The sequence below is a fragment of the Citrobacter sp. 172116965 genome (assembly GCF_013458095.1).
Classification (GTDB): Bacteria; Pseudomonadota; Gammaproteobacteria; order Enterobacterales; family Enterobacteriaceae; genus Citrobacter; species Citrobacter braakii.
Genome location: NZ_CP046673.1, coordinates 2,697,671 through 2,722,113, shown reverse-complemented (window position 1 = coordinate 2,722,113; position 24,443 = coordinate 2,697,671). Strand labels below are relative to the sequence as shown.

18 protein-coding genes, 2 tRNA genes and 2 other RNA genes are annotated in these 24,443 nt (G+C 50.5%); 14 read left to right on the top strand and 8 right to left on the bottom strand.

From position 1 onward, the window contains the following. Positions 1 to 63: 63 nt before the first annotated feature. The 4 genes from GPJ68_RS13155 to narI are packed head-to-tail and all read left to right on the top strand — an operon-like array spanning position 64 to position 6,726. Entirely contained in the window at positions 64 to 3,807 is a 3,744-nt protein-coding gene (locus GPJ68_RS13155; protein WP_016156733.1) for a nitrate reductase subunit alpha, read from the top strand. Beyond that, positions 3,804 to 5,342 carry a nitrate reductase subunit beta gene (narH, locus tag GPJ68_RS13150; RefSeq protein ID WP_003833388.1) on the top strand — a complete coding sequence of 513 codons (1,539 nt, stop codon included), beginning with the start codon at positions 3,804 to 3,806 and terminating at the stop codon, positions 5,340 to 5,342. Before GPJ68_RS13155 ends, narH begins: the two co-directional genes overlap by 4 nt. Continuing rightward, positions 5,339 to 6,049 carry a nitrate reductase molybdenum cofactor assembly chaperone gene (gene narJ, locus GPJ68_RS13145; RefSeq protein WP_016153282.1) on the top strand — a complete coding sequence of 237 codons (711 nt, stop codon included), beginning with the start codon at positions 5,339 to 5,341 and terminating at the stop codon, positions 6,047 to 6,049. The genes narH and narJ overlap by 4 nt, the downstream gene beginning before the upstream one ends. Further along, positions 6,049 to 6,726 (top strand): respiratory nitrate reductase subunit gamma, encoded by a 678-nt coding sequence (narI, locus tag GPJ68_RS13140; RefSeq protein ID WP_016153281.1) that lies wholly within the window; start codon positions 6,049 to 6,051, stop codon positions 6,724 to 6,726. The genes narJ and narI overlap by 1 nt, the downstream gene beginning before the upstream one ends. A 166-nt stretch (positions 6,727 to 6,892) precedes the next feature. Here the strand turns inward: narI and GPJ68_RS13135 are convergent. The 6 genes from GPJ68_RS13135 to GPJ68_RS13110 form a co-directional block, all read right to left on the bottom strand. Continuing rightward, positions 6,893 to 7,024: non-coding RNA, RtT sRNA (locus GPJ68_RS13135), on the bottom strand. A gap of 44 nt (positions 7,025 to 7,068) precedes the next feature. After that, positions 7,069 to 7,200: non-coding RNA, RtT sRNA (locus GPJ68_RS13130), on the bottom strand. A 44-nt stretch (positions 7,201 to 7,244) separates the two neighbouring features. After that, positions 7,245 to 7,329 (bottom strand) — tRNA-Tyr (locus GPJ68_RS13125). Between the two features lie 36 nt (positions 7,330 to 7,365). Next, positions 7,366 to 7,450, bottom strand: a tRNA-Tyr gene (locus tag GPJ68_RS13120). A 156-nt stretch (positions 7,451 to 7,606) separates the two neighbouring features. Next, on the bottom strand, positions 7,607 to 8,449 hold the full coding sequence (gene purU, locus GPJ68_RS13115) for a formyltetrahydrofolate deformylase (protein WP_016153278.1): 843 nt from the start codon (positions 8,447 to 8,449) through the stop codon (positions 7,607 to 7,609). Between the two features lie 55 nt (positions 8,450 to 8,504). Continuing rightward, a complete protein-coding gene (locus GPJ68_RS13110; protein ID WP_029139563.1) occupies positions 8,505 to 8,960 on the bottom strand; it encodes a YchJ family protein in 456 nt (151 codons plus the stop codon). A 111-nt stretch (positions 8,961 to 9,071) separates the two neighbouring features. On the opposite strand from GPJ68_RS13110, the gene rssA reads away from it, so the two are divergent. From rssA to galU, 3 genes are all read left to right on the top strand, one after another. Beyond that, positions 9,072 to 9,983: a patatin-like phospholipase RssA gene (rssA, locus tag GPJ68_RS13105; RefSeq protein ID WP_016156731.1), complete on the top strand. Its 912-nt coding sequence runs from the start codon at positions 9,072 to 9,074 to the stop codon at positions 9,981 to 9,983. A 90-nt stretch (positions 9,984 to 10,073) separates the two neighbouring features. Further along, positions 10,074 to 11,087 carry a two-component system response regulator RssB gene (gene rssB / locus GPJ68_RS13100; RefSeq protein ID WP_016153275.1) on the top strand — a complete coding sequence of 338 codons (1,014 nt, stop codon included), beginning with the start codon at positions 10,074 to 10,076 and terminating at the stop codon, positions 11,085 to 11,087. 204 nt (positions 11,088 to 11,291) lie between these two features. Beyond that, positions 11,292 to 12,200 carry a UTP--glucose-1-phosphate uridylyltransferase GalU gene (gene galU / locus GPJ68_RS13095; RefSeq protein WP_016153274.1) on the top strand — a complete coding sequence of 303 codons (909 nt, stop codon included), beginning with the start codon at positions 11,292 to 11,294 and terminating at the stop codon, positions 12,198 to 12,200. A 137-nt stretch (positions 12,201 to 12,337) separates the two neighbouring features. On the opposite strand, the gene hns is transcribed toward galU, so the two are convergent. After that, positions 12,338 to 12,751 carry a histone-like nucleoid-structuring protein H-NS gene (gene hns, locus GPJ68_RS13090; RefSeq protein WP_003020723.1) on the bottom strand — a complete coding sequence of 138 codons (414 nt, stop codon included), beginning with the start codon at positions 12,749 to 12,751 and terminating at the stop codon, positions 12,338 to 12,340. 623 nt (positions 12,752 to 13,374) lie between these two features. Between hns and tdk the strand changes: the two genes are divergently transcribed. Beyond that, positions 13,375 to 13,992 carry a thymidine kinase gene (gene tdk / locus GPJ68_RS13085; protein WP_019076935.1) on the top strand — a complete coding sequence of 206 codons (618 nt, stop codon included), beginning with the start codon at positions 13,375 to 13,377 and terminating at the stop codon, positions 13,990 to 13,992. A gap of 237 nt (positions 13,993 to 14,229) precedes the next feature. Here the strand turns inward: tdk and adhE are convergent, their stop codons facing one another. Then, positions 14,230 to 16,908, bottom strand: coding sequence for a bifunctional acetaldehyde-CoA/alcohol dehydrogenase (gene adhE, locus GPJ68_RS13080; protein ID WP_016153272.1), 2,679 nt, complete (start codon positions 16,906 to 16,908; stop codon positions 14,230 to 14,232). Positions 16,909 to 17,395: 487 nt separating this feature from the next. Here adhE and ychE point away from each other — a divergent pair, with 487 nt between their 5' ends. The 6 genes from ychE to oppF all read left to right on the top strand — a co-directional run bounded on the left by ychE (position 17,396) and on the right by oppF (position 24,438). Next, positions 17,396 to 18,043 carry an NAAT family transporter YchE gene (ychE, locus tag GPJ68_RS13075; RefSeq protein WP_003020714.1) on the top strand — a complete coding sequence of 216 codons (648 nt, stop codon included), beginning with the start codon at positions 17,396 to 17,398 and terminating at the stop codon, positions 18,041 to 18,043. Positions 18,044 to 18,815: 772 nt separating this feature from the next. Continuing rightward, positions 18,816 to 20,447, top strand: coding sequence for an oligopeptide ABC transporter substrate-binding protein OppA (oppA, locus tag GPJ68_RS13070; RefSeq protein WP_016153271.1), 1,632 nt, complete (start codon positions 18,816 to 18,818; stop codon positions 20,445 to 20,447). A gap of 121 nt (positions 20,448 to 20,568) precedes the next feature. Beyond that, positions 20,569 to 21,489: an oligopeptide ABC transporter permease OppB gene (oppB, locus tag GPJ68_RS13065; RefSeq protein WP_003020708.1), complete on the top strand. Its 921-nt coding sequence runs from the start codon at positions 20,569 to 20,571 to the stop codon at positions 21,487 to 21,489. Between the two features lie 14 nt (positions 21,490 to 21,503). Beyond that, entirely contained in the window at positions 21,504 to 22,412 is a 909-nt protein-coding gene (oppC, locus tag GPJ68_RS13060) for an oligopeptide ABC transporter permease OppC (RefSeq protein WP_003020701.1), read from the top strand. Positions 22,413 to 22,423: 11 nt separating this feature from the next. After that, positions 22,424 to 23,437, top strand: coding sequence for a murein tripeptide/oligopeptide ABC transporter ATP-binding protein OppD (gene oppD, locus GPJ68_RS13055; protein ID WP_003833364.1), 1,014 nt, complete (start codon positions 22,424 to 22,426; stop codon positions 23,435 to 23,437). Further along, positions 23,434 to 24,438: a murein tripeptide/oligopeptide ABC transporter ATP-binding protein OppF gene (gene oppF, locus GPJ68_RS13050; protein ID WP_016156729.1), complete on the top strand. Its 1,005-nt coding sequence runs from the start codon at positions 23,434 to 23,436 to the stop codon at positions 24,436 to 24,438. The genes oppD and oppF overlap by 4 nt, the downstream gene beginning before the upstream one ends. Positions 24,439 to 24,443: the final 5 nt, after the last annotated feature.

Here is a 24,443-nt window from a genome sequence, read left to right as displayed (position 1 = left end):
TCGCTCTCAATCAAGCAATGTCGATTTATCAGAGAGCCGTCAGGCTCCTACAGGAGAAAACCGATGAGTAAATTCCTGGACCGGTTTCGCTACTTCAAGCAGAAGGGCGAAACCTTTGCCGATGGGCACGGCCAGCTTCTCAATACCAATAGGGACTGGGAGGATGGATACCGCCAGCGTTGGCAGCATGACAAAATCGTGCGTTCAACCCACGGTGTAAACTGCACCGGCTCATGCAGCTGGAAAATCTATGTGAAAAATGGTCTGGTGACCTGGGAAACCCAGCAAACTGACTACCCACGCACTCGTCCAGATATGCCCAACCACGAGCCTCGCGGCTGCCCGCGTGGTGCAAGCTATTCATGGTATCTCTACAGCGCTAACCGTCTGAAATACCCGTTGATGCGCAAACGTCTGATGAAGATGTGGCGTGAAGCAAAAAGACTGCACAGCGATCCGGTAGATGCATGGGCATCCATTATCGAAGACGCCGATAAAGCAAAAAGCTTCAAACAAGCGCGTGGTCGTGGTGGATTCGTTCGTTCTTCCTGGCAGGAAGTGAATGAGCTGATTGCCGCATCTAACGTTTACACCATCAAAACCTATGGTCCTGACCGCGTCGCAGGCTTCTCGCCGATCCCGGCGATGTCGATGGTTTCTTATGCGTCCGGCGCACGTTATATGTCGCTGATTGGCGGGACCTGCCTGAGCTTCTATGACTGGTACTGTGACCTGCCGCCAGCTTCCCCGCAGACCTGGGGCGAGCAGACCGACGTACCGGAATCTGCCGACTGGTATAACTCCAGCTACATTCTGGCATGGGGCTCTAACGTACCGCAGACCCGTACCCCGGATGCGCACTTCTTTACTGAAGTTCGTTATAAAGGCACCAAAACAGTAGCAATTACCCCGGACTACGCAGAAATCGCCAAACTGTGCGACCTGTGGCTGGCTCCGAAGCAGGGAACCGATGCGGCGATGGCAATGGCGATGGGTCATGTCATGCTGCGCGAGTTCCACCTCGATAACCCGAGCCAATATTTCACCGACTACGTTCGTCGTTATACCGACATGCCAATGCTGGTGATGCTCGAAGAGCGCGACGGCTACTATGCTGCTGGTCGTATGCTGCGTGCTGCGGATCTGGTTGACTCTCTGGGCCAGGAAAATAACCCGGAATGGAAAACTGTCGCTTTCAACAGCAACGGCGAAATGGTTGCGCCAAACGGTTCAATTGGTTTCCGTTGGGGCGAAAAAGGCAAATGGAACCTTGAGCAGCGCGATGGCACGTCCGGTGATGAAACTGAACTGCAGCTCAGCCTGCTGGGTAGCCAGGATGATATCGCTGAAGTGGGCTTCCCGTACTTTGGTGGCGAAGGCACCGAGCACTTCAGTAAAGTCGAACTGGAAAACATTCTGCTGCATAAGTTGCCCGTTAAACGCCTGCAACTGGCCGATGGCTCTACGGCGCTGGTGACCACCGTTTACGATCTGACGATGGCCAACTACGGCCTGGAACGTGGTCTGAACGATGAAAACTGCGCGACCAGCTACGATGATGTGAAAGCGTACACGCCAGCGTGGGCAGAAAAAATTACAGGCGTATCACGTTCTCAGATTGTACGCATCGCCCGTGAATTTGCGGATAACGCAGATAAAACGCACGGTCGTTCGATGATTATCGTCGGCGCCGGTTTGAACCACTGGTACCACCTCGATATGAACTATCGTGGCCTGATCAATATGCTGGTGTTCTGTGGCTGTATCGGCCAGAGCGGCGGCGGCTGGGCCCACTACGTAGGGCAGGAAAAACTGCGTCCGCAAACCGGCTGGCAGCCGCTGGCGTTTGCTCTTGACTGGCAGCGTCCGCCTCGTCATATGAACAGCACCTCCTACTTCTATAACCACTCCAGCCAATGGCGCTATGAGACGGTGACTGCGCAGGAACTGTTGTCCCCGATGGCAGACAAATCCCGCTATAGCGGTCATTTGATTGACTTTAACGTTCGCGCTGAACGTATGGGCTGGTTACCGTCTGCGCCGCAGTTAGGGACTAACCCGCTGTATATCGCGAAAGAAGCGCAGAAAGCAGGTATGACGCCGGTGGACTACACCGTTAAATCCCTGAAAGAAGGTTCTATTCGCTTTGCGGCAGAGCAGCCGGAAAACGGTAAAAACCATCCGCGTAACCTGTTTATCTGGCGTTCAAACCTGCTCGGTTCTTCCGGTAAAGGCCACGAGTACATGCTCAAGTATCTGCTGGGTACTGAACATGGTATTCAGGGCAAAGATCTCGGCCAGCAGAGCGGCGTGAAGCCAGAAGAAGTGGAATGGCAGGATAACGGACTGGACGGCAAACTGGATCTGGTCGTTACGCTGGACTTCCGCCTGTCGAGTACCTGTCTGTATTCCGATATCGTGCTGCCGACCGCTACCTGGTATGAAAAAGACGACATGAATACCTCGGATATGCATCCGTTTATTCATCCTCTGTCTGCGGCCGTTGACCCGGCCTGGGAATCGAAGAGCGACTGGGAAATCTATAAAGCCATCGCCAAGAAATTCTCTGAAGTTTGTGTGGGGCACCTCGGTAAAGAAACCGACGTCGTTACGCTGCCGATACAGCACGACTCCGCCGCTGAACTGGCGCAGCCGCTGGACGTGAAGGACTGGAAAAAAGGGGAATGCGACCTGATTCCAGGTGTTACGGCGCCGCACATCATGACCGTTGAGCGTGATTATCCGGCAACGTACGAGCGTTTCACCTCCATCGGTCCATTGATGGAAAAAATCGGTAACGGCGGTAAAGGGATTGCCTGGAACACCCAGAGCGAAATGGATCTGCTGCGTAAGCTCAACTACACCAAGGCTGACGGTCCGGCGAAAGGCCAACCGATGCTGGATACCGCCATTGATGCTGCTGAGATGATCCTGACGCTGGCTCCGGAAACTAACGGTCAGGTTGCCGTTAAAGCCTGGGCGGCGCTGAGTGAATTTACTGGTCGTGACCATACGCATCTGGCGCTGAATAAAGAAGACGAAAAAATTCGTTTCCGTGACATCCAGGCGCAGCCGCGCAAAATTATCTCCAGTCCGACCTGGTCAGGTCTGGAAGATGAACATGTGTCTTATAACGCCGGTTATACCAACGTTCATGAGCTGATCCCATGGCGTACGCTATCTGGTCGCCAGCAGTTGTATCAGGATCACCAGTGGATGCGTGACTTCGGTGAGAGCCTGCTGGTGTATCGTCCGCCAATCGACACCCGTTCGGTGAAAGCGGTGATCGGCGAGAAATCTAACGGTAACCCGGAAAAAGCGCTCAACTTCCTGACGCCGCACCAGAAATGGGGTATCCACTCCACCTACAGCGACAACCTGCTGATGCTGACGCTGTCTCGCGGTGGTCCGATTGTGTGGATGAGTGAAGTTGATGCGAAGGATCTGGGTATCGAAGATAACGACTGGATCGAAGTCTTCAACAGCAACGGGGCGCTGACGGCGCGTGCAGTTGTCAGCCAGCGTGTGCCGGCCGGGATGACCATGATGTACCACGCGCAGGAACGTATCGTTAACCTGCCGGGTTCTGAAATCACCCAGCAGCGCGGCGGGATCCACAACTCGGTAACCCGTATTACGCCGAAACCAACTCACATGATCGGTGGTTATGCGCAACTGGCATACGGCTTTAACTACTACGGTACCGTCGGTTCAAACCGCGATGAGTTCGTAGTTGTACGTAAGATGAAGAACATTAACTGGTTGGATGGCGAAGGCAATGACCAGGTACAGGAGAGCGTAAAATGAAAATTCGTTCACAAGTCGGCATGGTGCTGAATCTCGATAAGTGCATCGGCTGCCACACCTGTTCAGTGACCTGCAAAAACGTCTGGACCAGCCGTGAAGGTATGGAGTACGCCTGGTTCAATAACGTCGAAAGTAAGCCTGGCGTTGGCTTCCCGAACGACTGGGAAAACCAGGAAAAATGGAAGGGCGGTTGGATCCGTAAAATCAATGGCAAGCTGCAGCCGCGCATGGGTAACAAAGCACTGCTGCTGGGTAAAATCTTTGCTAACCCGCATCTGCCGGGCATGGATGATTACTATGAGCCGTTTGATTTTGACTACCAAACGTTGCACAACGCCCCAGCAGACAGTAAGGCGCAGCCGATTGCCCGTCCGCGTTCGCTGATCACCGGTCAGCGGATGGATAAAATCACCAGCGGTCCGAACTGGGAAGAAATTTTGGGGGGCGAGTTCGAAAAACGCGCCAAAGACCAGAACTTCGAAAACATGCAGAAGGCGATGTACGGTCAGTTCGAAAATACCTTCATGATGTATCTGCCGCGTTTGTGTGAGCATTGCCTTAACCCGGCGTGCGTGGCGACCTGCCCAAGCGGCGCTATCTACAAACGTGAAGAAGATGGCATCGTGCTGATCGACCAGGACAAATGCCGCGGCTGGCGTATGTGTATCACTGGCTGCCCGTATAAGAAGATCTACTTCAACTGGAAGAGCGGGAAATCTGAGAAGTGCATTTTCTGCTACCCGCGTATCGAAGCCGGTCAGCCGACCGTTTGCTCCGAAACCTGCGTAGGCCGTATTCGTTACCTCGGCGTACTGCTGTATGACGCAGATGCGATCGAAAGTGCGGCAAGCACGGAGCACGAGAAAGATCTGTATCAGCGTCAACTGGACGTGTTCCTCGATCCGAACGATCCGGCTGTTATTGAACAAGCGCTGAAAGATGGTATTCCGCTGAGCGTCATTGATGCAGCACAGCAGTCGCCGGTTTACAAAATGGCGATGGACTGGAAGCTGGCGCTGCCGCTGCATCCGGAATACCGCACGCTACCGATGGTCTGGTACGTGCCGCCTTTGTCACCGATCCAGTCTGCCGCCGATGCGGGCGAGCTGGGCAGCAACGGTATTCTGCCGGACGTTGACAGTCTGCGTATCCCGGTTCAGTACCTGGCGAACCTGCTGACCGCAGGCGACACTCAGCCGGTACTGTTGGCGCTGAAACGTATGCTGGCGATGCGTCACTACAAACGTGCGGAAACCGTTGACGGTAAAGTTGATACCCGTGCGCTGGAAGAGGTGGGCTTAAGCGAAGCGCAGGCACAGGAAATGTATCGTTATCTGGCGATTGCTAACTACGAAGATCGTTTCGTGGTACCGAGCAGCCATCGTGAACTGGCGCGTGACGCGTTCCCGGAGAAAAGCGGTTGTGGCTTTACCTTCGGTGACGGTTGCCACGGTTCTGATACTAAATTCAATCTGTTCAACAGCCGCCGCATCGACGCTGTCGATGTGACCAGCAAAACGGAGCCGCACCAATGATTGAACTTGTCATTGTTTCGCGTCTGCTCGAGTACCCGGATGCTGCCTTGTGGCAGCATCAGCAGGAACTTTTCGATGCACTCGCGTCATCTGAGAACCTGGATAAAGAGGATGCCCAGACTCTGGGCATTTTCCTGCGCGATCTCACCGCGCAGGACATGCTGGATGTGCAGGCAAGCTATAGCGAACTGTTTGACCGTGGCCGCGCCACCTCGTTGTTGCTGTTTGAACATGTACACGGCGAGTCCCGCGATCGTGGTCAGGCTATGGTTGACTTGATGGCGCAGTATGAACAGCACGGTCTGCAGCTCGACAGCCGCGAACTTCCCGATCATCTGCCGCTGTATCTGGAATACCTTGCGCAGTTGCCGAAAAGCGAAGCATTAGGGGGGTTACAGGATATCGCGCCGATTCTGGCGCTGCTCAGCGCTCGCTTGCAACAGCGTGAAAGCCGTTATGCGGTGCTGTTCGATCTGCTGTTAAAACTGGCGAATACCGTTATCGACAGCGATAAAGTGGCTGAAAAAATTGCAGATGAAGCGCGTGACGATACCCCACAAGCGCTGGATGCGGTCTGGGAAGAAGAGCAGGTGAAATTCTTCGCCGATCAGGGGTGTGGTGAGTCGGAAATTTCCGCTCACCAGCGTCGTTTTGCCGGGGCTGTTGCGCCGCAGTATCTGAATATCACCACCGGAGGACAGCAATAATGCACTTCCTGAATACGTTCTTCTTTGACATCTATCCATACATCGCGGGTTCTGTCTTTCTGATTGGCAGTTGGCTGCGTTATGACTATGGGCAGTATACCTGGCGCGCGGCTTCCAGTCAGATGCTGGATCGCAAAGGGATGAACCTGGCGTCAAACCTGTTCCACATCGGGATCCTGGGGATTTTTGCCGGGCACTTCCTTGGCATGCTGACACCACACTGGATGTATGAAGCGTGGCTGCCGCTTGAAGTGAAACAAAAGATGGCGATGTTCGCGGGTGGTGCCAGTGGTGTGATGTGTTTGATTGGCGGCGTCCTGCTGCTGAAACGCCGCCTGTTCAGCCCACGTGTGCGGGCGACCACTACCGGAGCGGACATTCTGATCCTCTCCCTGCTGGTGATCCAGTGTGCGCTGGGCCTGCTGACCATTCCGTTCTCCGCCCAGCATATGGACGGCAGCGAGATGATGAAGCTGGTGAACTGGGCGCAGACAGTGGTGACCTTCCAGGGTGGTGCGTCTCAATATCTGGATGGCGTTGCGTTCATTTTCCGTATGCACCTGGTGCTGGGTATGACGCTGTTCCTGTTGTTCCCGTTCTCGCGTCTGGTGCACATCTGGAGCGTTCCGGTCGAATATCTGACGCGCAAATACCAGATTGTTCGTGCGCGTCATTAATCGGTTATCTGTGTCAGACAAAACCCTGCTCCGGCGGGGTTTTTTTACGACTAATTGTCGGATAAGCATTGTGCATCAGGCAAATTGCCGACCCGAATTGAGGCTTGATCGAGGGTCGGGTATGGGGCATTACAGATGGATGGGATGCTGGTGCTTTATGGGGTGATGGTGGTGGGGGAAGGATTACTCAGCGCGGTGCGCTTCGCCCTTCGGGTCGTTACCTGCGGTAACGCTTTCTCGCTAACGCTCGAATCGAACCTTAGTCGAAGCTTCTCATCCTTCCCGTCTGGGCAGAATATGAGGCATAACAGATGGATTTGATACAGGTGCTTTATGAAGTGATGGTGGTGGGGGAAGGATTACTCAGCGCGGTGCGCTTCGCCCTTCGGGTCGTTACCTGCGGCAACGCTTTCTCGCTAACGCTCGAATCGAACCTTAGTCGAAGCTTCTCATCCTTCCCGCTTGGGCAGAATATGAGACATTACAGATGGATTGGATGCTGGTGCTTTATGAGGTGATGGTGGTGGGGGAAGGATTCGAACCTTCGAAGTCGATGACGGCAGATTTACAGTCTGCTCCCTTTGGCCGCTCGGGAACCCCACCAGGGGTATACTAATTTTATGAATCTATCGGAATGAATGGTGGTGGGGGAAGGATTCGAACCTTCGAAGTCGATGACGGCAGATTTACAGTCTGCTCCCTTTGGCCGCTCGGGAACCCCACCACGGGGTAATGCTAGTTACTGGCCTGCTTCCGTTGGAAGCGGGGCGCATCATATCAAATGATGCGCCCCTGTAAAGTATTCCGTTGATAAAAAAGAACTGGTTGCCTGATTTTTACGCGTAAAGATGTAAAGGTAACCAATTCAATTATCAATCGATTACAGAATAATCGTTCGGTTACCGTAAACAAAGACGCGTTGAGCCAGAACCTGATACAGCGCGCGGCTTAATACATTTTTCTCAACGTCGCGGCCCGCACGCATCATGTCTTCCGCGGTGTAGGTGTGATCCACATGAATTACGTCCTGCATAATGATTGGGCCTTCATCGAGGTTATCATTCACGTAGTGGGCTGTCGCACCGATGATCTTCACACCGCGCTCATAAGCCTGATGGTAAGGGCGAGCGCCAATAAACGCTGGCAGGAATGAATGGTGAATATTGATAATCTTATTCGGGAAGCGTGAAACAAACGTTGGTGTTAGAACGCGCATGTATTTTGCCAGCACGACATAGTCAGGTTGGTGCGCGTCGATAGCGTCGGCCATTTTCAGATCATGTTCGTCACGCGTTAAACCTTCGTGGCTGACCAGCTCAAACGGGATATCAAACCGTTCAACCAAAGGTCGCAGCGTCTCGTGGTTGCCGATCACAGCGGCGATTTCAACATCCAGCCCGCCATAATTGGCCTTCATTAACAGATCACCCAGACAATGTGCTTCCTTGGTGACCAAGATGACGATACGGCGGCGTCCTGCTGGTGTTAATTCACGAATGGAGCCATCTGGTAGGGCACTATCCAGATCGGCAAGCAGCGTGACGTCGTTAAAAATACCCTCCAGTTCGGTACGCATAAAAAAGCGCCCGGTACGGTGGTCCACGAACTCATTGTTCTGCACGATGTTCAGTTCATGCTTGTAACAGATATTCGTAATGCGCGCGATCAGACCTTTTTGGTCCGGGCAAATAGTACGCAGCACTTTTCGTTGTAATGAATGCATTTGCAGCGGTGATCCTGTTGAGAATGTTTGCAAAATTGATACTGTCGGGCGTTGATTAGCCGCAGCACTTTTTAAATTTTTTACCGGAGCCACAAGGGCAGGTATCGTTTCGTCCAATTTGAGGGCGTGTACCGTCTATATAGTACCACTGACCGTTTTCTTTTAAAAAACGAGAGCGCTCGATAATTGCACCTGTTTTACCTTGTTCAGAAAATCGCGCAACAAAGCTGACATAGCCGATATTTTCTGTGTCTGCCGTTTGTTGTTCAAAAACGGTCAGCCCGAGCCATTCGGTGTGGCTAAATCCTGCGATAATGTCGTCGCGAAACTCGGCTGCATGACAGTCCGGATGCCAGGTCTTGATAAGGTAATCTGCGTCTTTCATCACAAAAGCACAGTAACGAGAACGCATGAGGTGTGACGGCGTAGGTGCTACTTGCGCGCCGGACACATAACGGTAGCAACATAGGCTATACTCGACAGCGCTACCACAGGGACAAAGCTGAGACACAAAGTACTCCCTGGAATAAAAAAACGGCGTAAAAACGCCAGGGTAGCACTATGTTAACTGAGCGGTAGCGATGTTGCTACGTCTGCAAGCCAGGGGAAGTTTGTACGTACAATGAGAAAAATAAAAATTGGGCTGGCGCTAGGTTCCGGCGCGGCGCGAGGTTGGTCGCATATTGGCGTTATTAAGGCCCTAAAGCATATGGGCATTGATGTTGATATTGTGGCAGGGTGCTCCATTGGTTCGCTGGTTGGTGCAGCCTACGCATGCAATAAGTTACCTGCTCTCGAACAATGGGTTTGTTCTTTCAGCTATTGGGATGTCTTACGTCTGATGGATCTCTCGTGGCGCAGGGGCGGTTTACTGCGTGGTGAACGGGTATTCAATCAGTACCGTAATGTCATGCCGGTAGAAGCAATTGAGCAATGCACTCGCCGTTTCGCAACTGTGGCTACTAATCTGAGTACGGGTCGGGAGCTCTGGTTCACGGAAGGTGATTTGCACCTGGCTGTTCGGGCCTCCTGCAGTATTCCTGGTCTGATGTCCCCTGTAGCGCATAATGGTTACTGGCTGGTCGATGGCGCGGTGGTGAATCCCGTTCCTGTATCCTTAACTCGCGCGCTGGGCGCTGACATCGTTATTGCCGTCGATCTGCAACACGATGCGCATCTTATGCAGCAAGATTTACTCTCCTTTAACGTCAGCAGTGATGCCGAAACGGGTGATGATGTCGACGCGCTTTCATGGCGTGCCCGACTGAAAGAGCGCTTGAGCAACATAACGGCCAGGCGTGCGGTAACCGCGCCGACGGCGATGGAGATCATGACGACTTCTATTCAGGTTCTGGAAAACCGTCTGAAACGTAACCGCATGGCCGGTGACCCGCCAGATATCCTGATTCAGCCGTTTTGTCCGCAAATATCCACGCTGGATTTTCACCGCGCCAGCGCAGCCATTGCTGCTGGACAACTGGCGGTCGAGAAGAAAATGGATGAGCTTCTACCCCTGGTGAAAACCAACATCTAACGCATTTTTTATCAACACTTAAGCAAATTCTGACAGGCGTGAGTAGCAATAGCATGCCACTATTTACTAAAGCCAGTCAGGGGGGAGAATATGACGCAGCCATTGGTCGGAAAACAGATTCTTATCGTTGAGGATGAGCCGGTATTTCGCTCACTCATGGACTCATGGTTTTCCTCTTTGGGAGCGACAACGGCGGTAGCTGGCGATGGACTTGAAGCACTTGAATTACTCGGGCACTTTAACCCCGACCTGATTATCTGCGACCTGGCTATGCCACGAATGAACGGCCTTAAGCTAGTAGAGTATCTGCGTAATCGTGGCGATCAGACCCCAATCCTGGTGATATCAGCGACGGAAAACATGTCTGATATAGCCAAAGCACTGCGATTGGGTGTGGATGATGTGCTGCTAAAGCCGGTAAAGGACCTGAACCGCCTACGCGAAACCGTCTTTGCGTGTCTGTATCCGAATATGTTTAATTCACGCGTGGAAGAAGAAGAGCGGCTGTTTCGTGACTGGGATGCGATGGTTGGTGATCCCGCCGCTGCAGCAAAGCTGTTGCAAGAATTACAGCCTCCTGTGTCGCAAGTTATTTCACGATGTCGGATCAACTATCGTCAATTGGTGGCTGCCGATCAGCCGGGGCTGGTACTGGATATTGCACCGCTATCGGACCATGACCTTGCGTTTTATTGTCTGGATGTGACGCGGGCAGGGGATAATGGCGTTCTGGCAGCATTGTTACTGCGGGCGCTATTTAACGGTTTGCTGCAGGAACAGCTCGCGCATCAAAATCAACGATTGCCGGAGCTCGGTGCGTTATTGAAACAGGTTAACCATTTATTGCGTCAGGCTAATTTGCCCGGACAATTCCCTTTGCTGGTGGGTTATTACCACAGCGGATTAAAAAACCTGATTCTGGTATCAGCAGGGCTGAATGCGACATTAAATACAGGTTCCCACAATGTACAAATCAGCAATGGCGTTCCGTTGGGAACCTTAGGGAATGCGTATCTTAATCAACTGAGCCAACGTTGCGAATCCTGGCAATGCCAAATTTGGGGGGCAGGTGGTCGGCTGCGCCTGATGTTGTCTGCAGAATGAACAACCGAGTGGCGTGAGAATGAAATTGGCTCACCCCCCTCATGCTGTGAGTGCTACTATCAGCGCCAGATTTATTCGTATTTATCTTAATTATACCGACGCGCGTCCTTTTCAGACCAGAAGCTTGTCGCGGTACTGATATACTTGGATGCGATACAGATTGATGAACACGTTCAATACATGAACAGTCCAGGAGAGTTTTAAATGGCTGCCCTTAATTCAAAAGTCAAAAAGGCCGTTATCCCGGTTGCGGGATTAGGAACCAGGATGTTACCGGCTACGAAAGCAATCCCGAAAGAGATGCTACCGTTGGTTGATAAGCCATTAATTCAGTACGTCGTAAACGAATGTATTGCTGCGGGCATCACTGAAATTGTACTTGTAACTCACTCGTCTAAAAATTCGATTGAAAACCACTTCGATACCAGCTTTGAACTTGAAGCTATGCTGGAAAAACGTGTAAAACGCCAGCTTCTGGAAGAAGTGCAATCTATTTGTCCGCCACATGTCACTATTATGCAGGTGCGTCAGGGACTGGCCAAAGGTCTGGGCCACGCGGTATTGTGCGCGCACCCGGTGGTTGGCGATGAGCCCGTTGCGGTTATCTTGCCGGATGTCATTCTTGACGAATACGAATCTGATTTATCACGCGACAACCTTGCCGAAATGATTCATCGTTTCGATGAAACAGGCAGCAGCCAGATTATGGTTGAGCCGGTAGAAGATGTTACCGCTTATGGTGTTGTTGATTGTAAAGGCGTTGAATTAGCGCCGGGCGAAAGCGTACCGATGGTTGGCGTTGTTGAAAAGCCGAAAGCGAATGTGGCGCCATCTAATCTGGCCGTCGTGGGGCGTTACGTCCTTAGCGCGGATATCTGGCCTCTGCTGGCAAAAACGCCTCCGGGAGCCGGTGACGAAATTCAGCTGACTGATGCTATCGATATGCTGATTGAAAAAGAAACGGTTGAAGCTTATCACATGAAGGGCAAAAGCCATGACTGTGGTAATAAGCTGGGCTATATGCAGGCGTTCGTTGAATATGGTATTCGCCATAATACTCTCGGCGCTGAATTTAAAGCCTGGCTGGAAGATGAGATGGGTATTAAGAAGTAACCTGCTGGTATTATCAGGTCTGAACGGTGCTGTTAATCCAGCACCGTTTTTTTATACCTGAACTGGGTAGGGACTGTGCGAAGTACAGGTAAAAAAAATCCCGCCACTGGCGGGATTTTAAGCAAACTATTTCTGAATTATTCTTTGATTAAGAAATCGTCCAGTTGTTTACCTTGTTCTTCCATCGCTTTTTTGATCACTGCCGGTGTACGACCCTGACCAGTCCAGGTTTTAGTTTCACCGTTTTCGTCAACATAGCTATATTTAGCCGGACGTGCAGCGCGTTTAGCTTTGGTGCCAGATTTAACAGCAGCCATGCTATTCAGCAGTTCGTTCGGGTCAATGCCGTCAGCGATCAGCATTTCACGATATTGTTGCAGTTTACGAGTACGTTCTTCAACTTCAGCAGCTGCAGCGCTTTCTTCTTCACGGCGCTCGCTAACAACAACTTCTAATTTTTCCAGCATTTCTTCAAGCGTTTCCAGAGTACATTCTCTTGCCTGCGCACGAAGAGTACGGATGTTGTTCAGAATTTTAAGTGCTTCGCTCATTGTAGTAATCTCAAACTTATATTGGGGGTGGTTTGTTGAGCTAATAATAGAGCGATAAATTCAGTTGTGCAATAGCCAGGAATGTAAGGAATTCAAAATTGCGCTTTATTTAGTATCAGAATTAATTCATCTGTCTTAAATTCACCGCGACGTTGGGCATAAAAAAGGCTTATTGGTGAGGGGGCTTCTCAGCGGCTGAGAGTAAAAATTCAAGATTCAGGTCACATTTTATGGTGTACAAATAGTATCTCTTTGCAGTGATTTCAACCTTTTGTATTAGTTTTGCTTACATGAATTCGCTAATACATGGCGACAGTGGGTAGATTCAATAACAATAAGGGAAGGGTTTCTTTATTGCCGTAAGAAGATAAGAGGTATGGATAAATTTCATGAGCACTATTTGTGAAAGAGTGTGTATATACCCATCGAGTTTCAGGCTACCTGGGCCATGGCTGGAGTGTACTCACGCTCCCGTGTCACTTAAAGGATCGGTTATTTAGGCGACACTGAGCGAGTCTGAACGCCTATTTATACGCCTATGCAGGCAACGCTACACCGACACGTTCGTGAAATATGGTACAATCCTGCCCATATTTATTTCCCCGGGTGAGGGCCTACGGTCAATGGCACAGCTATATTTTTACTATTCTGCAATGAATGCCGGTAAGTCGACTGCATTGCTGCAATCTTCGTACAATTATCAGGAACGTGGGATGCGTGCCGTGGTATATACAGCGGAAATTGATGACCGCTTTGGTGCTGGAAAAGTAAGTTCGCGTATAGGTCTGTCGTCACCTGCAAAATTGTTTAACCAAAATTCATCATTGTTCGAAGAGATTCGGGCTGAGAATGAGCAGCAAAGAATTCACTGTGTACTGGTTGATGAGTCGCAGTTTCTGACTCGACAGCAGGTTTATGAATTATCTGAGGTTGTCGATCAGCTGGATATTCCCGTGTTGTGCTACGGCTTGCGTACCGATTTTCGTGGTGAGTTATTTGGCGGCAGCGAATACCTGTTGGCGTGGTCAGATAAACTGGTTGAATTAAAAACCATTTGTTTCTGTGGGCGTAAGGCCAGCATGGTGTTGCGTCTTGATCAGGCAGGACGACCTTATAACGAGGGCGAACAGGTGGTGATTGGCGGGAACGAACGCTATGTATCGGTGTGCCGTAAGCATTATAAGCAAGCACAGTCTGAGGGCTCTCTGACGGCGATACAAGAACGACACAACCACGACTAACTCTACGCGCTTCTGGGCGCTTATTAGCACAGGGTAGGCTGAGCATTCGCTAATGTTCGCTACCCTATCAGACACTCTCCTGACGCTATTCTCGCATCCTCCTAAGCATCCTTTTACAGGTCCATACTTTAAACGTCGCTGAATTGGTCATGTTTCGATTCTGATAACGTAAGATGCAAAAAAAAACGGCCCCAATTCGGGACCGTTTATGGTGAAACTAAAACTTATCTGGATGAATTAAGCGGATTTCTTCGCTTTCTTCTCAGCTTTCGGAGCAGCTACTGCTTCAGTCTTAACGGCGGTTTGATCTTCGCTGTATTCACGACCGTAGTAGGTATCCATCAGGATCTGTTTCAGTTCAGAAATCAGCGGGTAACGCGGGTTAGCACCAGTACACTGGTCATCAAACGCATCTTCAGACAGTTTGTCCACGTGTGCCAGGAAGTCAGCTTCCTGAACGCCAGCTTCACGGATAGACTTAGGAATACCCAGTTCAGCTTTGATTTCGTCCAGCCAGCCCAGCAGTTTCTGGATTTTTGCAGCAGTACGGTCGCCCGGTGCGCTCAGACCCAGATGGTCTGCGATTTCAGCGTAGCGACGACGAGCCTGCGGACGGTCGTACTGGCTGAATGCAGTCTGTTTAGTCGGGTTGTCGTTCGCGTTATAACGAATAACGTTGCTGATCAGCAGGGCGTTCGCCAGACCGTGAGGAATGTGGAACTGAGAACCCAGCTTGTGCGCCATTGAGTGACATACACCCAGGAAGGCGTTAGCAAACGCAATACCGGCGATGGTTGCTGCACTGTGTACACGCTCACGCGCTACCGGGTTCTTAGAACCTTCGTGGTAGGACGCTGGCAGGTTTTCTTTCAGCAGTTTCAGCGCTTGCAGAGCCTGACCGTCGGAGAACTCAGAAGCCAGCACGGATACGTAAGCTTCCAGGGCGTGAGTGACGGCATCCAGACCACCGAACGCACACAGGGACTTAGGCATATCCATCACCAGGTTGGCGTCAACAATCGCCATATCCGGAGTCAGCGCATAGTCTGCCAGCGGGTATTTCTGACCAGTTGCATCGTCAGTAACAACCGCAAACGGAGTAACTTCAGAACCGGTACCAGAAGTGGTGGTGACGGCAACCATCTTCGCTTTTACGCCCATTTTCGGGAACTTGTAGATACGTTTACGGATGTCCATAAAGCGCAGTGCCAGTTCTTCGAAGTGGGTTTCTGGGTGTTCGTACATAACCCACATGATTTTCGCGGCGTCCATCGGGGAACCGCCACCCAGCGCGATGATCACGTCTGGTTTAAAGGAGTTAGCCAGCTCAGCACCTTTACGTACAACGGTCAGAGTTGGGTCAGCTTCCACTTCAAAGAACACTTCGGTTTCAACGCCAGCAGCTTTCAGCACGGAGGTGATCTGGTCAGCATAGCCATTGTTAAACAGGAAGCGGTCGGTCACGATCAGCGCACGTTTGTGACCATCGGTAATCACTTCATCCAGTGCGATTGGCAGAGAGCCACGACGGAAGTAGATAGATTTCGGAAGTTTGTGCCACAACATGTTTTCAGCTCGCTTAGCAACGGTTTTCTTGTTGATCAGGTGCTTAGGACCAACGTTTTCAGAGATGGAGTTACCACCCCAGGAACCACAACCCAGAGTCAGGGAAGGCGCGAGTTTAAAGTTGTACAGGTCACCGATACCACCCTGAGAAGCTGGGGTGTTAATCAGGATACGTGCGGTTTTCATCATCTGACCGAAGTAAGCAACACGTTCAGGCTGGTTGTCCTGGTCGGTGTACAGGCAAGAGGTATGACCGATACCGCCCATCGCAACCAGTTTTTCAGCTTTAATAACGGCGTCTTCGAAGTCTTTCGCACGGTACATTGCCAGCGTCGGAGACAATTTTTCGTGAGCGAACGGTTCGCTTTCGTCAACAACTGTCACTTCACCGATCAGAATCTTAGTGGTTTCTGGTACGGAGAAGCCTGCCAGTTCAGCAATTTTGTATGCCGGCTGACCAACGATAGCCGCGTTCAGCGCGCCATTTTTCAGGATAACGTCCTGAACGGCTTTCAGCTCTTTGCCTTGCAGCATGTAGCCGCCGTGAGTCGCGAAACGCTCACGTACTGCGTCGTATACAGAGTCAACAACGACAACGGACTGTTCAGAAGCACAAATTACGCCGTTATCGAAGGTTTTAGACATCAGAACAGATGCAACAGCACGTTTGATATCAGCGGTTTCATCGATAACCACAGGGGTGTTACCTGCGCCTACACCGATTGCCGGTTTACCGGAGCTGTATGCTGCTTTAACCATGCCTGGACCACCGGTCGCAAGGATCAGGTTGATGTCCGGGTGGTGCATCAGCGCGTTTGACAGTTCTACGGAAGGTTGATCGATCCAGCCGATCAGATCTTTCGGTGCGCCAGCAGCGATTGCTGCCTGCAGAACGATATCAGCCGCTTTGTTAGTGGCATCTTTAGCACGCGGATGCGGAGAGAAGATGATGGCGTTACGCGTCTTCAGGCTGATCAGTGATTTGAAGATTGCAGTAGAAGTCGGGTTAGTGGTTGGAACGATACCGCAGATGATACCAATCGGTTCAGCGATGGTAATGGTACCGAAAGTGTGGTCTTCAGCCAGTACACCACAGGTTTTTTCGTCTTTATATGCGTTATAAATGTATTCGGAAGCAAAGTGGTTTTTAATCACTTTATCTTCGACGATGCCCATGCCAGATTCGGCAACGGCCATTTTCGCGAGAGGGATTCGAGCGTCTGCGGCAGCCAGAGCGGCGGCACGGAAGATTTTGTCAACCTGTTCTTGAGTGAAACTGGCATATTCACGCTGGGCTTTTTTTACGCGCTCTACAAGTGCGTTAAGTTCAGCGACATTAGTAACAGCCATAATGCTCTCCTGATAATGTTAAACTTTTTTAGTAAATCATCTGCTCGATACGAGAGTATAGACAGATCGACGAAAATTTGTGTAACGTTTTGAAAATCAAACGGTTAATTAACGTCCACTTTACCTTGATTTACTAAAAGAGCTTATACGCTAGCGCCACTTAATTCTAACGCGCTACCTCCAGGTGGCGTAAGCAAGATTACTCACTTCTGAGTAGTAATTGCGTGATCTGGATCAAAATTTCGCAAAGCTGACACCTTTCAGCAGGCCCTTTTAGCGTTTATCGGTAAGTGTTAATGAATTGGTGGGATGAATGCTATTAACATTAGCATATTTAATACATATTAATAACACTAAGTATTGGAAGTGTATTTACGTAGATATACACAGATAGAAGGTGAAGTATGCTGACAAAAGGCGTATCTTCAGCGCGGATTTTATCAATTTTTATGACTCATTTTATCCGGCTAACGCTTCGGAGCTAACCGTGATCCAAACGCTATTTGATTTTCCTGTCTATTTTAAATTTTTCATTGGGTTATTCGCATTGGTTAACCCGGTCGGGATCATCCCTGTCTTTATCAGTATGACCAGCTATCAAACGGCTGCTGCGCGAAATAAAACCAACCTTACGGCAAACCTGTCGGTTGCCATCATCCTGTGGACTTCGCTGTTCCTTGGTGACGGTATTCTTCAGCTCTTCGGTATCTCGATAGATTCGTTCAGGATTGCCGGCGGCATTCTGGTGGTGACTATCGCAATGTCGATGATTAGCGGAAAACTGGGCGAAGATAAGCAAAACAAACAGGAAAAATCAGAAACAGCAATCCGCGAAAGTATCGGCGTAGTGCCGCTGGCATTGCCGCTTATGGCGGGGCCAGGGGCGATAAGCTCAACTATTGTTTGGGGTACGCGTTATCACAGTGCGATTAACCTGTTTGGTTTTTTTGTGGCGATTGCGTTGTTTGCCCTGTGCTGTTGGGGACTGTTTCGCATGGCACCGTGGCTGGTACGGCTGCTGGGCCAAACCGGTATCAACGTCATTACGCGTATTATGGGGTTGTTGTTAATGGCCTTAGGGATCGAATTCATTGTGACTGGAATCAAGTCCATTTTCCCCGGTTTACTTGCCTGATATTCCTCTTCGGCATCAACGGAGCCTCTTTCGGCTCCGTTTCCATTCGTTATTAGTAAAACTTCTCACTAAAGTTGAAAATCAGCATAGAAATATAAAAATATCTGATGGTTATTCATTAATTTATTCATTGATTTTATGGATATAACACTCAATGGTCCACCAGAGGGATCCCGATGTCACTGTTATTTTATTAACATCATACTCTGGGGCTTGCTGAAGGATTATCGAAATGTTATTAGTTATTTCAGCGTTTTTTTTAGATGAATGTGCTAATTAATAACCAATTGTTAAATTTATGTGCATTTTGGCGTGGTGTTGACACAGGACTGGGGAGTTAACACTGCGCGTTATGCAATGTATTGATTTTCATCGTTTTATTGTCATAATCTTTCATTCGTAAGACTTTTTTAGTGAGATTTATTTCCAATAAAAGAGAATTGGTTAACAAATTTGTAAAATGTATTGGCGGTTAAGAAACGCATTTGATACTTTCCGGCCAGGTATTATGCAGAAGAATTCACGTTGATGAGAATCATTTTCAATTAGTTTCTCTCAACAGGGTAATAACGTGTTTCCGGCAGGGGAGGCACGTAGATAATCGACGCAAGGCGGTCATACGAATCGCCAGAAATAAATAAAGTCGGTGATAGCAAGCAGTAAAACAAGAAACTACCTGACGGCAGAAAATCTCCGGTGCCGTACAGGGATCCTGACAGGATTAACAGTCTGGTTAAAAAACCAGCCATAATAATGAGGGAGTACAAACACAATGACTAACATCACTAAAAAAAGTTTAGTAGCTGCGGGGATCCTAACTGCGCTAATCGCTGGGAATGTTGCTACGGCGGCAGTTGTGCCAGCAGGTGTGCAGCTTGCTGAAAAGCAGACTCTGGTGCGTAATAACGGTTCGGAAGTTCAGTCACTCGATCCACATAAAATCGAAGGTGTACCTGAATCCAATATCAACCGTGACCTGTTTGAAGGTTTATTAATCAGCGATGTCGATGGCAAACCATCGCCTGGCGTGGCTGAAAAGTGGGAAAATAAAGACTTTAAGGTGTGGACATTCCATCTGCGTAAAGACGCTAAATGGTCTGACGGCACGCCTGTTACCGCGCAAGATTTCGTGTATAGCTGGCAACGCCTGGCTAATCCAAATACCGCGTCACCGTACGCCAGTTATTTACAGTACGGTCACATTGTCAATATTGACGATATTATCGCCGGCAAAAAGCCGATCACCGATCTCGGTGTCAAAGCTCTCGACGATCATACATTTGAAGTCACCCTGAGCGAGCCTGTTCCTTATTTCTACAAATTGCTTGTGCACTCATCCGTTTCTCCGGTTCCTAAAGCAGCGGTTGAAAAATACGGTGAGAAATGGACCCAGCCCGCTAACATCGTCACCAACGGCGCCTATAAGCTGAAAGACTGGGTGGTCAACGAGCGCATTGTACTTGAGCGTAACACCAACTACTGGGACAACGCCAAAACGGTTATTAACCAGGTTACCTACCTGCCAATTTCTTCTGAAGTGACTGACGTTAACCGCTATCGCAGCGGCGAAATCGACATGACCTATAACAACATGCCGATCGAGTTATTCCAGAAACTGAAAAAAGAGATCCCGAACGAAGTTCACGTTGACCCGTATCTGTGCACCTATTATTACGAAATCAACAACCAGAAAGCACCGTTCAACGATGTTCGTGTTCGTACCGCCCTGAAACTGGCGTTGGATCGTGACATTATCGTCAACAAAGTTAAAAACCAGGGGGACCTGCCGGCGTATAGCTTTACCCCTCCTTACACCGATGGCGCGAAACTGGTTGAACCTGAGTGGTTCAAATGGTCTCAGGAAAAACGTAATGAAGAAGCGAAAAAACTGCTGGCTGAAGCCGGGTATACCGCTGAAAAACCGTTGACCTTTGACCTGCTGTATAACACCTCAGATCTGCATAAAAAGCTGGCCATCGCTGCGGCATCTATCTGGAAGAAAAATCTGGGCGCCAACGTGAAGCTGGAAAACCAGGAATGGAAAACGTTCCTCGATACGCGCCATCAGGGTAACTATGATGTTTCGCGTGCGGGCTGGTGTGCGGATTACAACGAACCAACATCCTTCCTGAATATGGTGCTGTCTGACAGCTCCAACAACACAGTCCACTATAAGAGCCCTGCGTTTGATAAGCTGATTGCGGATACGCTGAAAGTGACTGATGAAGCGCAGCGCAGCGAACTGTATTCGAAAGCGGAACAGCAGCTGGATAAAGATTCTGCGATTGTACCGGTTTATTACTATGTTAACGCCCGCCTGGTGAAACCATGGGTTGGCGGATACTCCGGTAAAGACCCGATGGATAATATCCACGTTAAAGACTTGTATATTATCAAGCATTAATGGCAAGACGTGGGGCAATCATTTTGCCCCACAGTGTCTTTTTTCTTCGAACTATTAACACCGCTTTACCTGAACGTCGGGGTAGAAGAGGTGTAAAGGCACACGCCAGAAGGTACGGGCAATGTTAAAATTTATATTACGTCGCTGTCTGGAAGCGATTCCGACGCTGTTTATACTTATTACGATTTCATTCTTTATGATGCGCCTTGCGCCGGGAAGTCCATTCACTGGGGAACGCGCGTTACCGCCAGAGGTACTGGCTAATATCGAAGCGAAATATCATCTTAACGATCCTATCTCGACGCAGTACTTCAGCTACCTCAAGCAGCTGGCGCATGGCGATTTTGGGCCATCTTTTAAATATAAAGACTATACGGTAAACGACCTTGTGGCATCGAGCTTTCCGGTTTCTGCGAAGCTGGGAGCTGCGGCCTTTATTCTGGCGGTCCTCGTTGGCGTTAGTGCAGGGGTGATAGCCGCGCTGAAACAAAATACGCGTTGGGACTACACGGTGATGGGGGTGGCAATGACCGGGGTAGTTATCCCCAGTTTCGTGGTCGCTCCCTTATTGGTCATGATATTTGCCATAACCTTGAAATGGCTGCCCGGAGGCGGCTGGAACGGCGGGGCGTTGAAATTTATGATCCTGCCGATGGTGGCCTTGTCACTGGCTTATATCGCCAGTATCGCCCGTATTACCCGCGGTTCGATGATTGAAGTGCTGCACTCTAACTTTATTCGTACCGCGCGCGCTAAAGGGTTGCCGATGCGGCGGATTATTTTCCGCCATGCGTTAAAACCTGCGCTGTTGCCTGTGCTGTCCTATATGGGACCAGCATTTGTCGGCATTATTACCGGTTCGATGGTTATTGAAACCATCTATGGTTTGCCGGGCATTGGCCAGCTGTTCGTCAATGGTGCGTTAAACCGCGACTATTCGCTGGTCCTGAGCCTCACCATACTGGTAGGGACGCTGACCATCGTGTTTAACGCGATTGTTGACGTGCTGTATGCCGTTATCGACCCGAAAATTCGTTACTGATACTGGAGCTCGCTATGATGTTAAGTAAGAAAAACAGCGAAGCGCTGGAGAATTTCAGTGAAAAGCTGGAGGTCGAGGGCCGCAGTCTGTGGCAGGACGCGCGTCGACGCTTTATGCATAACCGCGCGGCGGTAGCAAGCCTGGTCGTGCTGGTGATTATTGCGCTGTTTGTGACGCTGGCGCCGATGCTGTCGCAGTTTACCTACTTCGATACCGACTGGGGCATGATGTCCAGCGCGCCGGATACGGAATCCGGACACTATTTCGGCACCGACTCGTCAGGTCGAGACCTGCTGGTTCGTGTGGCGATTGGCGGTCGCATCTCGTTGATGGTCGGCATTGCCGCGGCGTTGGTCGCGGTAGTTGTCGGCACGCTATACGGTTCTCTGTCGGGCTACCTCGGCGGTAAAATCGACTCCGTGATGATGCGTCTGCTGGAAATCCTCAACTCCTTCCCGTTCATGTTCTTCGTGATTCTGCTGGTCACCTTCTTTGGGCAAAATATCCTGCTGATTTTTGTCGCTATTGGGATGGTATCCTGGCTGGATATGGCGCGTATCGTGCGTGGACAAACGCTGAGTCTCAAGCGCAAAGAGTTTATTGAAGCTGCGCAAGTGGGTGGGGTATCTACCGTGCGCATCGTTATCCGTCATATTGTGCCGAACGTGCTGGGCGTGGTGGTGGTGTACGCTTCGTTGCTGGTGCCCAGCATGATCCTGTTTGAATCCTTCCTGAGCTTTTTGGGATTAGGGACGCAGGAGCCGTTAAGTAGCTGGGGGGCGTTGCTGAGTGATGGTGCCAACTCGATGGAAGTCTCACCATGGCTGCTGCTCTTCCCGGCAGGATTCCTGGTGGTCACTTTGTTCTGTTTTAACTTTATTGGCGATGGCCTGCGTGATGCCCTCGACCCGAAAGACCGTTAAGGAGTGCAGCCATGAGCGTAATTGAAACCTCAACCGCGCCGCTCGCGCAACAACAGGCTAACGCACTACTGAACGTTAAAGATCTGCGCGTGACGTTTGCCACCCCCGACGGCGATGTGACTGCGGTAAACGATTTAAACTTTTCTCTGCGAGCTGGAGAAACGCTGGGTATTGTTGGGGAATCCGGTTCAGGGAAATCGCAAACGGCCTTTGCCCTGATGGGCCTGCTGGCGGCAAATGGCCGTATCGGAGGTTCTGCAACTTTCAACGGACGTGAAATTCTGAATTTACCGGAACGTGAGTTGAACAAACTGCGCGCCGAGCAAATCTCGATGATTTTCCAGGACCCGATGACCTCTCTCAATCCGTACATGCGAGTCGGCGAGCAGTTGATGGAAGTTCTCATGCTGCATAAAGGCATGAGCAAAGCGGAAGCCTTTGAAGAATCGGTCAGAATGCTGGATGCGGTGAAAATGCCGGAAGCGCGTAAGCGTATGAAAATGTATCCGCATGAATTCTCCGGCGGGATGCGTCAGCGCGTGATGATCGCCATGGCGCTGTTGTGCAGGCCTAAATTACTGATAGCCGATGAGCCGACTACTGCGCTTGATGTTACGGTACAGGCACAAATCATGACCCTGCTGAATGAACTGAAAAGCGAATTCAACACTGCGATTATCATGATCACCCACGATCTGGGAGTAGTGGCCGGTATTTGCGATAAAGTTTTGGTGATGTACGCCGGACGCACCATGGAATATGGCAGCGCGCGGGATGTCTTTTATAAGCCCGTTCATCCGTATTCGATTGGTTTGCTGAATGCCGTACCTCGTCTGGATGCCGAAGGGGAAGAGATGCTGACTATTCCGGGCAATCCGCCGAACCTGTTGCGTCTACCAAAAGGCTGTCCATTCCAGCCGCGTTGCCCGCATGCGATGGAAATCTGTAGCAGTGCTCCGCCACTGGAAGAGTTTAGTCCGGGCCGCCTGCGCGCCTGCTTTAAACCGGTGGAGGAACTGGTATGAATGCGGTCACCGAACAACGAAAAGTGCTCCTTGAAATTGCCGATCTTAAAGTCCATTTCGACATTAAAGACGGCAAGCAGTGGTTCTGGCAGCCATCTAAAACCCTGAAAGCGGTTGATGGCGTGACTCTGCGACTGTATGAAGGTGAAACCCTGGGCGTGGTCGGCGAATCAGGCTGTGGAAAATCGACTTTTGCCCGTGCGATTATTGGCCTGGTGAAAGCCACCGATGGAAAAGTCGCCTGGCTGGGTAAAGATTTGCTGGGCATGAAACCCGATGAGTGGCGGGAAGTGCGTAGCGATATTCAGATGATTTTCCAGGATCCGCTGGCATCACTGAACCCGCGCATGACCATCGGTGAAATCATCGCCGAACCGCTGCGGACTTATCATCCGAACCTGTCTGGCCAGGAAGTCCGCGACCGTGTGAAGGCGATGATGATGAAGGTGGGGTTGCTGCCTAATCTGATTAACCGCTACCCGCATGAGTTTTCCGGCGGCCAGTGTCAGCGTATTGGTATTGCCCGGGCGCTGATCCTCGAGCCGAAGCTGATTATTTGCGATGAACCGGTTTCGGCGCTGGACGTATCCATTCAGGCCCAGGTGGTCAACCTGTTACAACAGCTACAGCGTGAAATGGGATTATCGTTAATCTTCATTGCTCACGACCTGGCGGTGGTGAAACATATCTCCGATCGCGTGCTGGTCATGTATCTCGGACACGCGGTGGAATTAGGGACTTATGATGAGGTGTACCATAATCCGCTGCACCCTTATACCAAAGCGTTGATGTCTGCAGTGCCAATTCCCGACCCGGATCAGGAAAGGAACAAGGTTATCCAGTTGCTGGAAGGCGAATTGCCGTCGCCGATTAATCCTCCTTCCGGCTGCGTGTTCCGTACGCGCTGCCCGATTGCCGGACCGGAATGCGCAAAAACCCGCCCGGTTCTCGAAGGAAGTTTCCGTCACGCAGTTTCCTGCCTGAAAGTAGACCCGCTATAATCCAG

Bases quoted from the DNA above. Each gene is read 5' to 3' on its own strand.
- rssA (WP_016156731.1), top strand. From the start codon at position 9,072: ATGAGAAAAATAAAAATTGGGCTGGCGCTAGGTTCCGGCGCGGCGCGA.
- oppB (WP_003020708.1), top strand. From the start codon at position 20,569: ATGTTAAAATTTATATTACGTCGCTGTCTGGAAGCGATTCCGACGCTG.
- narH (WP_003833388.1), top strand. From the start codon at position 3,804: ATGAAAATTCGTTCACAAGTCGGCATGGTGCTGAATCTCGATAAGTGC.
- adhE (WP_016153272.1), bottom strand. From the start codon at position 16,908: ATGGCTGTTACTAATGTCGCTGAACTTAACGCACTTGTAGAGCGCGTA.
- tdk (WP_019076935.1), top strand. From the start codon at position 13,375: ATGGCACAGCTATATTTTTACTATTCTGCAATGAATGCCGGTAAGTCG.
- hns (WP_003020723.1), bottom strand. From the start codon at position 12,751: ATGAGCGAAGCACTTAAAATTCTGAACAACATCCGTACTCTTCGTGCG.
- galU (WP_016153274.1), top strand. From the start codon at position 11,292: ATGGCTGCCCTTAATTCAAAAGTCAAAAAGGCCGTTATCCCGGTTGCG.
- narI (WP_016153281.1), top strand. From the start codon at position 6,049: ATGCACTTCCTGAATACGTTCTTCTTTGACATCTATCCATACATCGCG.
- purU (WP_016153278.1), bottom strand. From the start codon at position 8,449: ATGCATTCATTACAACGAAAAGTGCTGCGTACTATTTGCCCGGACCAA.
- oppF (WP_016156729.1), top strand. From the start codon at position 23,434: ATGAATGCGGTCACCGAACAACGAAAAGTGCTCCTTGAAATTGCCGAT.
- narJ (WP_016153282.1), top strand. From the start codon at position 5,339: ATGATTGAACTTGTCATTGTTTCGCGTCTGCTCGAGTACCCGGATGCT.
- oppA (WP_016153271.1), top strand. From the start codon at position 18,816: ATGACTAACATCACTAAAAAAAGTTTAGTAGCTGCGGGGATCCTAACT.
- oppD (WP_003833364.1), top strand. From the start codon at position 22,424: ATGAGCGTAATTGAAACCTCAACCGCGCCGCTCGCGCAACAACAGGCT.
- oppC (WP_003020701.1), top strand. From the start codon at position 21,504: ATGATGTTAAGTAAGAAAAACAGCGAAGCGCTGGAGAATTTCAGTGAA.
- rssB (WP_016153275.1), top strand. From the start codon at position 10,074: ATGACGCAGCCATTGGTCGGAAAACAGATTCTTATCGTTGAGGATGAG.
- GPJ68_RS13155 (WP_016156733.1), top strand. From the start codon at position 64: ATGAGTAAATTCCTGGACCGGTTTCGCTACTTCAAGCAGAAGGGCGAA.